At 46.3% G+C, this 12,835-nt stretch carries 11 protein-coding genes; 9 read left to right on the forward strand and 2 right to left on the reverse strand.

Annotation, left to right across the window (positions count from 1 at the left end):
- Positions 1 to 8: 8 nt before the first annotated feature.
- From CWI76_RS00970 to murI, 9 genes are all read left to right on the forward strand, one after another.
- Positions 9 to 1,394 carry a serine hydrolase domain-containing protein gene (locus CWI76_RS00970; protein ID WP_126758521.1) on the forward strand — a complete coding sequence of 462 codons (1,386 nt, stop codon included), beginning with the start codon at positions 9 to 11 and terminating at the stop codon, positions 1,392 to 1,394.
- Between the two features lie 144 nt (positions 1,395 to 1,538).
- Entirely contained in the window at positions 1,539 to 2,138 is a 600-nt protein-coding gene (locus CWI76_RS00975; protein WP_126758522.1) for a thermostable hemolysin, read from the forward strand.
- A complete protein-coding gene (locus CWI76_RS00980; protein ID WP_126758523.1) occupies positions 2,132 to 3,568 on the forward strand; it encodes an AMP-binding protein in 1,437 nt (478 codons plus the stop codon). Before CWI76_RS00975 ends, CWI76_RS00980 begins: the two co-directional genes overlap by 7 nt.
- A complete protein-coding gene (locus tag CWI76_RS00985; protein WP_126758524.1) occupies positions 3,565 to 4,254 on the forward strand; it encodes an iron-containing redox enzyme family protein in 690 nt (229 codons plus the stop codon). The genes CWI76_RS00980 and CWI76_RS00985 overlap by 4 nt, the downstream gene beginning before the upstream one ends.
- The gene (locus CWI76_RS00990; protein ID WP_126758525.1) at positions 4,251 to 5,048 is read left to right on the forward strand and encodes an SDR family oxidoreductase; all 798 of its coding nucleotides are present in this window, start codon (positions 4,251 to 4,253) and stop codon (positions 5,046 to 5,048) included. The genes CWI76_RS00985 and CWI76_RS00990 overlap by 4 nt, the downstream gene beginning before the upstream one ends.
- Positions 5,045 to 5,686: a tetratricopeptide repeat protein gene (locus CWI76_RS00995; protein WP_126758526.1), complete on the forward strand. Its 642-nt coding sequence runs from the start codon at positions 5,045 to 5,047 to the stop codon at positions 5,684 to 5,686. Before CWI76_RS00990 ends, CWI76_RS00995 begins: the two co-directional genes overlap by 4 nt.
- Entirely contained in the window at positions 5,687 to 6,352 is a 666-nt protein-coding gene (locus tag CWI76_RS01000) for a response regulator (protein ID WP_126758527.1), read from the forward strand. It begins immediately after the preceding gene.
- Positions 6,340 to 7,686 carry a histidine kinase dimerization/phospho-acceptor domain-containing protein gene (locus tag CWI76_RS01005; protein WP_241967920.1) on the forward strand — a complete coding sequence of 449 codons (1,347 nt, stop codon included), beginning with the start codon at positions 6,340 to 6,342 and terminating at the stop codon, positions 7,684 to 7,686. The genes CWI76_RS01000 and CWI76_RS01005 overlap by 13 nt, the downstream gene beginning before the upstream one ends.
- Complete coding sequence (gene murI, locus CWI76_RS01010) at positions 7,683 to 8,432, forward strand: glutamate racemase (protein WP_126758528.1); 750 nt, start codon at positions 7,683 to 7,685, stop codon at positions 8,430 to 8,432. The genes CWI76_RS01005 and murI overlap by 4 nt, the downstream gene beginning before the upstream one ends.
- On the opposite strand, the gene CWI76_RS01015 is transcribed toward murI, so the two are convergent.
- Both CWI76_RS01015 and CWI76_RS01020 read right to left on the reverse strand, forming a co-directional pair.
- A complete protein-coding gene (locus CWI76_RS01015) occupies positions 8,418 to 10,619 on the reverse strand; it encodes an EAL domain-containing protein (RefSeq protein WP_126758529.1) in 2,202 nt (733 codons plus the stop codon). The two genes, murI and CWI76_RS01015, sit on opposite strands and share 15 nt — an antisense overlap.
- 141 nt (positions 10,620 to 10,760) lie before the next feature.
- On the reverse strand, positions 10,761 to 12,728 hold the full coding sequence (locus CWI76_RS01020) for an LTA synthase family protein (protein WP_126758530.1): 1,968 nt from the start codon (positions 12,726 to 12,728) through the stop codon (positions 10,761 to 10,763).
- Positions 12,729 to 12,835: the final 107 nt, after the last annotated feature.

The following is a 12,835-nucleotide window of genomic DNA, read 5'->3' on the forward strand; positions in this document are numbered from 1 at the left end:
GTTTGCTTATGAAAAAGCGCATCGTATCGTCGTTTGTATTGCCATTAGCTGTGGCTACATTTGCGGCTCAGGGGCAAGAGTCAGACACGACGATAAATGCCTATGCGGCAGGTTATGTTGCTGGCTACACGTGTAGCGCAACTTTTAATGCTAATAAATCTGAAGCAGCTATTCGTGAGCATGAGCTGACTGGTATTTATTCATTGGTTGCCGACAAAGTTGCAGCAATGAAGGCGATGGTTGATCGCGAGAATAAATTAGTTCGCGTTGCTTATGATGATGGTCAACGCGAACGTATTTCGGTGTGGCGACCTCGGTTAGGGTGTGTTGATCTTCCAGTCGGCGCAACGATTGCGGACGCCGATAAGGTTTCACGTCCTTTTGCAGATTCTGCAGTTGAAAAAGACAGCGGCGAGCCGTGGCAGGAGCGCCAACCGGTTAATCACGTTACTGGCAATTTAGAACTTGATGGCGTGATTCAAAAAGCATTTTCAAAACATTATGGTGCAGGTGCGCGAACTACGGCGATTTTGATTGCGACACCAGAGAAAATTATTGCTGAAAATTATCTTGATGGTTTCACGCCAGAAACGTCTCAGCGTACTTGGTCGGTGGCGAAGAGCATTGCAGCAAGTGTGGTTGGCGCAGCGGTGTTGCATCGTAATGTTGATGTCAAAGCGTCGGCTAATGTCGCGAATTGGCGGTCAGCACTCGACCCGCGTCGGAATATTACACTGGAACATTTGTTGCATATGGCATCGGGGCTAGACAGTAATGCGGCAGGCAACCGTACCGACCGTGTTTATATGGGCGGTGGTCGGGTTATTGATACAGCAACCACAACAGCACTGGAAGTGACGCCAGGCACTCGTTGGAAGTACGCCAATAACGATACCATGTTAGCGATGCGTGCGGTGCGAGAGGGCTTTGAAAACGCTGACGATTACCTCAAATTCCCATATGACATGCTGTTAGACAAAATTGGCATGGCGCATACGTTCCTAGAAACCGATTGGAACGACGATTTTATTATGTCGTCGCAGGTATGGACAACTGCACGTGATTTAGCTCGATTAGGCGTTCTGCATGTACAAAACGGTATGTGGAAGGGCGAGCGTGTGTTGCCAGAAAATTGGTTAACCTATATTAGTACGCCTGCACCAGCGCAACCGCCTGAATCGTCGCCAGGTTATGGCGCACAATGGTGGCTTTATAATGAGCGCTTCCCAGAATTGCCGAACGATACCATTGCCGCCCGCGGGAACCGTGGCCAGTTTTTGGTCATTATTCCGAGTGAAAACCTTGTGGTGGTGCGTCGGGGCTACGATATGGCCGGCGAACCAGGGTTCAATGAGCATGATTTCGTTCGTGATGTGTTAAAGGCATTAAAATAATTTGCAAAAAATAGACAACGTAGGGAACCTCCTTACGTTGTCTGATTACAAAATATCCATTTTTCTTTTAAGAATTCCTTAAGGTTTCCCCCCTAATCTTACTGCATGACTAGTTAGCACTTATTCCTTTAAGGGGATTTGCTTATGCAGTATGAACTGATTAACCGTTCTCACAGCCGTCGGCATGATGTTGAACACTTTATTTGTGAGCGGTATTGGATAAGCTTTAAAGCTTGTCTGCAAAGCCTGCCTGATATTCTGCTGGTCGTTCTTGAAGACAATGCCATTGTTGCGGCATGCGGTATTCAGCTTGCTGACCAACGCGCATTATTTTCTGAATACTATTTAGATGTGCCTGTTGAGTTCTATGAAGTAGCGAATCAAGCGATGCCGGCGCGTGAAAAAATCGCTGAGGTTGGGTCTATGGCGGCAATTTCGGCGGACTACCTTCCTGATCTCTTTGTTGCCATCGTTAAAGCGCTCACTGAGCTTCAACGTGATGTGGTTGTATTTACGGCAACACGTTACCTCAATTTAAAGCTAGCTCGTTCTGGTATTACGTTAACCACACTCGCTCACGCAAACGAATCAGCGTTGCCATTATCGTTGCAAGATATTTGGGGTGACTATTACCAACATCAGCCCATGGTTTTTGCTGGTTGGGTGGCGCAGGGGAAGCACTTAAAAGTGCCGCAACAAACTAGTCCGCGTACACCCAACCGTGTGGAGGCAATTGCATGCTAGAGAATTTTAAGCAACGCCTGGCTGATTATGCTCAAACGCGGTCATCTCAGAATGCATTAGCGGATGAAACTATCTCAATAACTTATGCGCAGTTGTGGGAACGCGTACAGCAGTTGATGGCTGTGATTCAACAGACGCCATATCAGCGTATTGCCTTAGATATGGAAAATAGCGTGAACTGGGTTGTTTACGATCTCGCGATATTTTTCAGTGAGCGCGTTTGTATACCGATTCCGCCATTTTTTACTGCTCAACAACGCATGAATATGTTGCGCGATAGCGGCGCTGAGGTTGTTATTTTAGCAAACGGAAAGATGCAGCCGTTATCGCACGATAGACCTCCTCATTTGCCGCATAACTTGCCGTATGGCACGGCGAAAATCACTTATACATCAGGCAGTACCGGTGCGCCGAAAGGCGTCTGCTTGTCCGCCGATAATATGCTCAAAACGGTTGCGGCGCTTGCTGAGCGAGTCGGCAACGTTGATACCCAGCGGCATCTTGTTTTGATGCCGTTGGCGGTGTTACTGGAAAACGTCGCGGGCGTCTACTTGAGCCTATGGTTGGGGCACGAAGTTATTCTTGCATCGTCGGAAAACCTTGGGTTAACGGGCTCATCATCACTTGATTTATACGTGTTTAACTCAGCGCTGAAGCACCACAACGCGCAGAGCTTAATTCTTACCCCGGGGCTTTTGGCTGCTGTCGTTCATGGTGTGATGACAGCTCAACTTGATCCAACGTCCTTCAAGTTGCTAGCGGTGGGTGGTGCGCGCCTTCCTGAACCTACAGAGCGTCAAGCCTATGCGCTTGGGCTCCCGTTGCTGCAAGGCTATGGCTTATCGGAATTCGGTTCAGTTGTGTCATTTAATCAGCCTAACAAACCAGCGCTTGGAACGGTGGGCAAGCCCCTGTCTCACGCCCATGTTGAGATAAAAGACAATGAGGTATGGGTATCAGGAAACTGTATGTTGGGTTATCTCAACCAACCGCAAACATGGTATCCCAAGGCGCTTCCGACAGGTGATTTAGGACAGTTTGACGAACTCGGCAATCTGCAGCTGTTGGGCAGAAAGAAAAATACCATCGTGACCGCCTATGGGCGCAATGTTGATCCGGAATGGGTAGAGGGATTACTCACGCTTGAGCCTGAAGTTTTGCAAGCCGCCGTGCTCGGTGATGAAGAACTACCGCTCACCGCGTTGTTAGTTTCGTGTGCCAATAACATTGATGCTGAGATGATTATCGAACGTATCAACCGAGATTTACCGGATTACGCAAAAATACGCCAATTCAAACTACTGACAACACCATTTACCGTTGCTAATGAACAGTTAACGGGAACCGGTAGGTTACGTCGCGAAGTTATTCGCGCTCACTATGAATCCATGCTTTTCGCAAATACCAAGTCTTATGAGGTAACTTTATGACTTTTTTCAATGAATTATGTAAATCCACAGAGGCTGAGCAACAGTATTTGCTGAGCGCTCCGATTATTGCCGAGGCATTGGCTGGGCGTATCACATTGGCTCAATATCAAGCCTTTCTAACCCAAGCATTTCACCATGTGAAGCACACAACACCGCTGTTGATGCGTGCGGGTAGCCGTATTTCACATCAGCATGAATGGATGCGTCGCGCGATTATTGAGTACATCAATGAGGAATACGGTCATGAACGTTGGATACTCAATGATTTAAAAGCAACTGGATTATCGCCAAAGTTAATTGAACAGAGCGAGCCACACACCAGCACAGCGGCGATGGTGGCATTGGTGTATCACCGCATTGACGATATTCACCCGGCGTCATTCTTCGGTATGGCTCACGTGCTTGAAGGAACTAGCGTCAAACTGGCTACCCAAGCAGCCGGCAAGATCCAAGCGCAGTTAAATCTGCCGAATTCCGCATTTAGCTATTTGTTGTCGCATGGCGACCTTGATCAAGAGCATGTCGCGTTCTTTGAAACCCTGATGAACAAAGTGACTGAGGCGGCGGCTCAAGACGCCATTATCACCACGGCGAAACATGTTTACCGACTCTATGGCGATATGTTTCGTGCAATACCAAGCTTAGCGAGTGAGCAACCATCAATGAATGTTGAGCTTGCGTCATGACGACCCTGAACTGGCAACAGCATCACATTCTACTGACGGGCGCTACGGGTGGTCTCGGTCAAGCTTTATGCCGACAACTGACTGACAAAGGCGCTCGGGTGACGCTCATTGGGCGTCATCTTGGTCGGTTAGAAGAACTTGCGAGTGCGTTGCAACAACCCTTTTTGCATGCCGATGTGTTAGCTGATGACTTTATTGAATGCGTTGATGTTTATATTAAAGCGCAGAACGATTACCCAGTCACCGCGCTGATAAACAATGCGGCGGTCACTTACGTTGGGCAATTTGAGATGGCTCCGCGAGGCGATATTGAGCGGGTCGTTCAAACCAATTTAATTCGACCCATACAATTATGCCATCTGGTGTTACCTCAACTACCAAGTCATGGTTGGGTGATGAACATTGGTTCGGTGTTCGGTGCAATTGGCTTTCCCGGGCAGGCTCTCTACAACGCTTCAAAATTCGGGTTACGCGGATTTTCGCAGGGACTACAGCGTGAACGTGATGGTAATCAAGCTCGTGTCTTTTACTGCGCACCTCGAGCGATTAAAACGCCACTAAATGACGGCTTGATGGCATCGATGAACCGCGCGCTTAAAACATCTCAAGACAGCCCTGAGCTCGTTGCGCAACAGGTAATAAAGCAACTTGAAAAGGGCACTCTCAATACCACGATTGGTTGGCCCGAGAAATTATTTGTGCGGCTGAATGGGCTTATTCCTAGCCTTATTGACAGCAGCATGAAAAAGCCTCGGCAACTTCTTAAACAGCTCACCAAAGGAGCATTATCATGAAATTATCAACAATTATTTTAACGACGGTTTTATTCATTGGGGTGTCGACTTCAACGTACGCTCAAGAATCAACGCTAGCGCAAATTCAAAGCCGCTGGGCGGAAGTAAATTATACCCTTGAGGGTGATCAGCAAGAACAGGCGTTTGAAGCGTTACTGAATGATGCTTCGGCTTGGGTTGAGGCCGAACCTAATAACGCGGAGGCATTTATTTGGCGCGGTATTATCCAAAGCACGTTTGCTGGTGCGAAAGGAGGGCTGGGTGCACTTGGCCTGGCAAAAGACGCACGCAAATCATTGGAACACGCTTTAGAAATTGACCCGCAAGCATTGCAAGGATCTGCTTATGGCAGTTTAGGAACGCTTTATTACAAAGTGCCTGGTTGGCCACTTGGCTTTGGTAGCGATAAAAAAGCTGAGGAATATCTGCTGAAAGCATTAGAGATAAACCCAAATGGTATTGACCCCAACTACTTTTACGCCGACTATTTGTACGAACAAGGAAAATACACACGTGCACAACAGGTTGCTGAGCGCGCATTACAAGCGCCACCAAGACCTCAACGTGCGTTAGCCGATGCGCAGCGACGGATTGAAGTGGAAGCGTTGCTTGCGAAAATAGCAAAAAAGGTTGGTTAAATGCGGGTTCTTCTGGTTGAAGATGATGCGTTACTTGGTCAGGCAGTTCAGTTAGGGCTGTCTGACCGAGAGTTTTCAGTGCATTGGGTGCGCACGGGTGGGGCGGCAGTTTCAGAGCTCAACCATAACGAGTACGATGCGATGGTACTGGACCTTGGCCTGCCAGATTTGGATGGCTCGCGCGTGTTGAGTAGTTCACGTAAGCGTGGTGTGACGATTCCTATATTGATTTTAACCGCACGTGATCAGGTGCACGACAAGATAGCGCATCTTGATGCTGGTGCGGACGATTATCTTACCAAGCCTTTTGATATGAATGAGTTGGCTGCGCGACTGCGGGCGCTTTGTCGACGTCAACTGGGTCAAGCTTCGGCGGACATTAAGGTTGGTCCAATTATGCTCAATACCAACACCCGAGATGTTCGTGTTGCCGATGCACCTTTGAGTTTATCGCGACGAGAATTTGAGTTGTTAAAAACGTTGATGTCGGCGCCAGAGCGAGTTTTGAGTCGCGATCGGTTAGAAACTGCGGTATTTCAAGGCGAAACAGAAATTGAAAGTAATGCACTTGAAGTACACGTATCAAACTTGCGGCGTAAATTAGGACATAAAGAGTGGATAGAAACCATTCGAGGCATTGGATACCGATTAAAATGCAATTCATAACGTCGCTAAGAACCAAATTCCGCTCGATTCGTCGACGCATTTTAGTCTTTGTTTCTGCCGTATATTTGATGAGCTCTGGCTTATCTGCTTTGTGGATTTATTATGAGGTGAGTCACGAAGTTGATGAGTTATTTGACGCCGAAATGGTGCAGCAAGCAAAGACGTTAGCAGCATTCTTACCAGAGCAACTCTCTGAGCAACATATCGATGCCGAGTTGGAAATTGTTGGCGATGCCAGCAATCATGAATACGAAGATAAATTATCGTATCGAATTACCAACACGACGTCGTCCTGGACACTTTCAACGCAAGGGGCGCCAACGAAAGCTTCCGCGCCTTTTCAAATTGGTTTTAGCGAGTTTAACCTCAATGGCCGACTTTGGCATGCCTTTGGAATGATGTCTGGGAATTACCAAGTTCTGTTGTTGCAAGAAGACAGCTTTCGTTCGGAACTGCGTTCAGATCTTACCATCGATACATTAGTTCCGGTGCTGTTGTTGTTGCCACTTATGCTGTGGTTAGGCTGGTGGACGATTAATCAAAGTTTTGTCAGCTTTCAACGCTTGGCAACAAGCCTTCGGAAGCGTCGCCCCGATGATTACAGTGCGTTTGAGCCTGCGAACGATGATGAAGAGGTTGCGGTAGTCAAACAGGGGCTGAATTATTATTTGGCCCGCATTGAACAAACGTTCCACCGTGAACGGCGCTTTTCTGCGGATGCGGCACATGAGTTGCGGACGCCCCTAGCAAGCTTAAAGGCCAGTCTTCAGAATCTTATTTCCAGTAAGAAGACGATTGAAAAGCCACAGTTGGAAGCACTTCTAACGAGTACTGATCGGTTAATTCAACTGGTCGAGAGTTTACTGTTGTTATCGAAGACAGAACTGCCTCCAGCCGCGGTTGAACACGTAAATATCGCGAAAGAAGTGCGCCAAATCGTCGCTGATTTCTACAGTCGGGCTGAACAAAGAGATTTGAATTTTGAGGTCAGCCTACCGGAGGCCGTTGGTGTATCAGGTAGTAGTGATTATTGGCGAGTACTCCTGGCAAATATCATTGATAACGCCATTAAGTATGCACCAAGCGGAGCAACGATTGAAATTGAGTCACAACAAAACAACCTGCAAGTTAAAAATCCAATTGTGGATGACCACGGTGTTGATTTAGAGCGGTTAAGCGAACGTTTTTATCGCGGTAAACACCTTGATGTACAGGGTGCCGGACTTGGTTTAAGTATTGTGCAAAACTTGGCGCGACAACTGGGTATTTCGGTTGAGTTTAGTCAACAACAACAGTATTTTATCTGCCGCATTCATTGGGGAGATAATTCGTGAAAGTAGGGGTTTTTGATAGTGGTGTTGGCGGTTTAACCGTTGCTAAGGCATTGCAACACAGCGGCTGCTTTAGTGAGCTGTTGTATTACGGTGACACTGCACGCGTTCCGTACGGTAATAAAGACAAAAATACCGTCACCCGTTACGCGCTAGAAGCCGTCGAATTCTTCAATGGTGCGGATGTCGATTGTCTTGTCGTGGCATGTAATACGGTCAGTGTGACCGCACTTGAGGCCATGCGGCAATTCTCGAATAAACCAGTATATGGCGTCGTGGAACCAGGCGTTTTGGCATTACAGCAGCTCGGGTTAGAGGTGGAAACATCTCGAGTTCTCATAATCGCAACGCGCTCGACCATCAACTCCGGTGTTTATCAGAGTCACATTGCCGCTCTTGGCTATGCGCATATCGATGCTATTGCCACACCGTTGTTTGTGCCGATTGTCGAAGAGGCGTTATTTTCGGGGGCTATTCTTGAAGAAACCATGCGCCATTATTTTTCAGAATTAACAACGCCTGATGTGGTGTTACTTGGTTGTACACACTTTCCGTTAATTGCTGACCAAATCTCTCATTTCTGGGGTGGCGTGAAAACCATTCATTCAGGGGAAGCGATGGTCAGTTGGTTACGTGACAAACTTGAGCTTGAGGCCAAGTATGCGCAAACGCCAATACGTATTCTTGCTTCGGAAAATGTCGCCGCGGTGAAGCGCACCGCGGAACATTGGGGATTAGGCCTCGCCTGATGCTTTGAGTTTGGGTGAGCTTTTTAAAAACTCTATTAAGTCACTTTCTGGAATCGGTCGGGAAAACACAAACCCTTGAATAGTCTCGCACTTCATGTCGCGCAATATCTCAACGGTTTCGTGTTCTTCGACGCCTTCAGCGGTCACCGATAATCCCAGAGTGTGAGCTAGTTCAATCGTCGACTTAACAATTTTATGATTGCGCTCGTTGTTCGCAATGTCATACACATAACTTCTATCAAGCTTAATTTCCGAAACGGGAAATTTGCTCAGGTAGGACAGTGACGAATTGCCGGTACCAAAATCATCAACCGAACAACTGATTCCAAGATCATTCATTTTGGACAGAACATAAAGAGCTCGTTCGGAATCATCGATCAAGCCGGTTTCAGTGATTTCAAGTTGAATACAATGTGGGTCAATATCTTTAACGGCATGACGCATAAAACTCACAAAACCGAGCTCTGTCAGATCACGCGTTGATACGTTAATGCTGATCACTAACCCCGTACGACATAAATTATGTCTCGCCATCATCGCGATAGTTTCTGTTATCACCCAACGGGTCACTTGCGTGACAAATCCGGTTTCTTCTAACAATGGAATAAATTTGCTTGGTGGTACTAAACCCAGCTGCGGGTGCTGCCAGCGTAATAACGCTTCAGCTCCCTTGACTGCATTGTCTGAGAGGCTGTACTTCGGTTGGTAGTGCAGGAAGAAGTCACGCGTTCCAGCTTGATGAAAGTCTTTCAAGAGACGTAAGTCATCGGCGTTTGGCTCAAGTCCGGGGCTATAAACCACCCATAATTTATGTTTCTTCTGTGAAACAGATACTGCGGTAAGAACTTGGCGCAGTAATTCTTGTGCGTCTGGTGGTTCAGCAAAGCTCAATTGAGAATTGCGAATGAGTCCAAATGCCAGCAATGGCTCGAAATCAATCGATTTGAACTTTAACGGTTGCATTGCTAAATCAACAATCTGTTCGTTGGTCAAATGAGAATCGGCAACGGCTGCGAAAAGGCCAACACCAAAGTGGGCAGCGTTTTTAAATCCGTTTTTTTGCAGGCGCTCGGCAAACTCAATCATCAGGTCAGTGGCAATGTTGTAACCGAACACCGAAGTAATTGAATCAATATTCGCGATACGAATACCTACCACGGTTGGGCTAACTTCTGGCGCAGCAAGAATTTCTTGATCAAGTTTTTCGGTAAACGCGGGCCGGTTTAGTAACCCAGTTATCGCATCATGTTGTGAAAGGTAGTGAAGTTTCTTTTGGAGTATCGTCTTAGCCGCAAGCTCTTGCTGAATACGATACGTTTTGCGTGCAACTTGTTTCTTGAGTAAGTAAGTCCAGAAAAACCCAAAGCCCGCAATCAATAACAAGCTGATTAACAACCAACCTAAGGCGCGTAAGTTGTCGGAAAGGGTTCGCTCCTGCCACTCTAGTTGTTGAACCCAACGCTGATAAACTGCTTGATAAGTTCCATTAACTTGTAACATCGCCAAATTCTCATTGAGGCGATTAAGTAATGCGGTATTGCCTTTCTTAACACCAAAAGCATAAGACTGCGGCCAAAATGGTGGACTCGATTGAATTAGGTCGAGATTATAATTCGTGATCAAATGACGTGACGTTGTGGTTACTTCAACGCAAGCATCTACTTGTTTAGTCTGTACCATCTGCAAACAATTGAGCTCATCGCTGGCCTGAATCACTTCAAAATTTTGCGGCGTATCGGTTAACTGCTGTGCAGCGAAAGCTCCTGCAGCTACCGCAACGCGCTTGCCTTTAAGTTGAGAAAAGCTACCGAATTGCTTGCCAGAGCGGTGAGAGAAAATACCATGGGCAACGTAATAAAAAGGCTCAGTGAAATCAAAGTAGGCACTTCGTGCTTCTGATGGGATTAACGCAACGGCATCGGCTTCTCCGGTTAAAACCAATCCAAGCGCCTGATTCCATGGGATTAAACGTTGCTCAATATTAAACTCACCAGCATTCGCTAATTCTTGCTCGAGGTCTGTGATGAATCCTTGAGCCTGATTATTTTCGTCAAGCCATTGTAGCGGAGGGTAGTACTGCGAACCGGTGAAAATAATGGTGTCATTGTTTTGAGCAATTGAGGTGTGTGAAAGCAACCCGACGAGCAGGCAAAATGTTAACGATAAATTCGTTCGCTTCCACGGCATAACCAACAACCTTAAATGTTAAGTAAGTTATTGGTTTAGAATGGCATATTATTCCAAGAAAGCAATTTTTTGCGGGTAGAAATTACCGCACTGTAAGCTTTTCTTGTTCACGTCGATTATCGAGAGTGACAATCGCAAGAATTAAGGCATGGCTTTGGGAACATAATAAACTCGCTTTTCATACAAAACAGATGATGCCATTGCATGAGCCTGAATCCGCTCTATGCGTTTTGGCGATAACGGTTTATTTGACGGTAACTGTCGTTTTTTAGCTCGATCATAAACGAACTCATGTGTTTCTTTATCTGTTGTTAAAACAGTAAAATCTTTGCCTTCTAACCAACCAAAATTATCACCGAATTGCATCATTGCACGATTGGCTGGTGCTATGTCAGAACGACTCAAATCCTGTCCTAATGTTGGAAGGTAGGCACTCACGCCAGCGAGTGATAAAAGTGTTGGAGCAAGATCAATTTGGCTAGCGACCGCAGTGATTTTATGCGGCGAGATATCAGCGCCCAGAATGACACCAGGAATATGAAATTTAGAAAGCGGAATTAACTCATCACCATAAACGCGAGTATCGTGATCGGCAACCACTAGAAATAACGTGTTTTGCCAATAATTGCTCTGCATAGCTTGCGAGAAAAATTCACCGAGTGCGTGGTCGGCGTATTTTACAGCATTGTTCACCGTATGTTGCGGCTGCTCTAACGGGCCTATCTCACCGTCTGGAAATTCAAATGGCTCATGATTCGACGAGCTAAACGCTAATGTAAATGTCGGTTCATGACGTTGCTCCGCCGCATTCAGACGCTCATGTAGTTTTTTAAACAAATCTTGATCACTAACCCCCCAGCTTCCAACGAATAAGGGGTTCTCGAAGTCATCTTGGTCAATGATAGTGCTGAATCCGTTGCCGCTAAAGAATGCCGCCATATTGTCGAAATGGGCTTCACCGCCGTAGATAAATTCTGTGTGATAGCCTTCACGCTTGAGCGTATCCGCTATTGTATAAAAGTAGCGCTGTGAATTAGATAGTTTCACTGTGCTTCGCGCCCGCGAGGGGAGAAACCCAGAAACGACGGCTTCAATACCGCGAACAGATCGAATACCTGTCGCATAAAGGTTTTCAAACCACCAACCATGTTGTTTGAGTTGTTCTAAGTTCGGCGTTGCTGCAATACCTCCAAGCGATTCGACAAACGTTGCGCCAAGGCTTTCTTCTAAAATGATGACAATGTTTAATGGCTGCTCGCGTTGCGACGTAGCAGGCTGAAAATGAACAGTGGGATAGTCCTTGAGAGGAAATTGAGCGTGTTGTAAGTGGGGCTCAGAAGTTATGATTTGAATAACTTTTTCGTCACTCAAATCTCCATACACACGGTTCGCTTTAGCTTCATGCTTTAAATTGTAGGCCGCATAGGCCACAGAATAACTCGAGTTAATCAGCAAGCTATTCACCATGGCATCACTGGTGACAGCAAAAAATGCCGGATTAGCGGGACGGTGAGCTAACGTGGACCGAATGCCGAAAAGTGTTATAACGACGATAAAGGGCCAAAGTAGCCAAGCGACACCGTGATGTGGTGTTCGAGCTCGTAAATGGTGAGAAAGGTGTTTCGTGACAATCGTTAAGGAATAGATAGTGATTGTTAAAGTAATGCCGCCTATTAAAAGCCAGCCACGAAATCCTTGCCACAGCGTACCGATGACTTCTTTTGGATAAAGCAAATATTCGAAGAATAAGCGATTAGGACGCGAGTCATATTGTAATAAAAAGGCCGGAGTCGATACTTCCATAAACAACATGACGCTGAAACAAAAGGCGAACCATAATAAACTGAAACGCACCCAGGTGTGGTGAAAACGTGACGAATTGAGTAACGGAAATAATAGCAACGGAATCAGGGTGAAATAACCGACTTGAATGATATCGGCACGGATACCCAGCAAAAAATAATTCGGCAGGTCGGTTGCGGCTAAAATCCGTTCGTCGAACAAGATAAAATAGCCAAGTCGAAACAGACTCAGCATAATGAGACTACTTACTGTGAACATAAACACAGGGTAGTAACTTGTTGCTCCTGATTTAAGCGCCTTTAGCATAATTTATTACCTAGTTTCTCTAATAAAATCAGGGTAATTAAGAAGCCTTAAGGCAAGCTTAAGAAATATCGTTTAGTCTCTTGGAGTTAACCAAAGCTGAGGCCGTA

This window comes from Pseudidiomarina marina (assembly GCF_003987045.1).
GTDB lineage: Bacteria > Pseudomonadota > Gammaproteobacteria > Enterobacterales > Alteromonadaceae > Pseudidiomarina > Pseudidiomarina marina.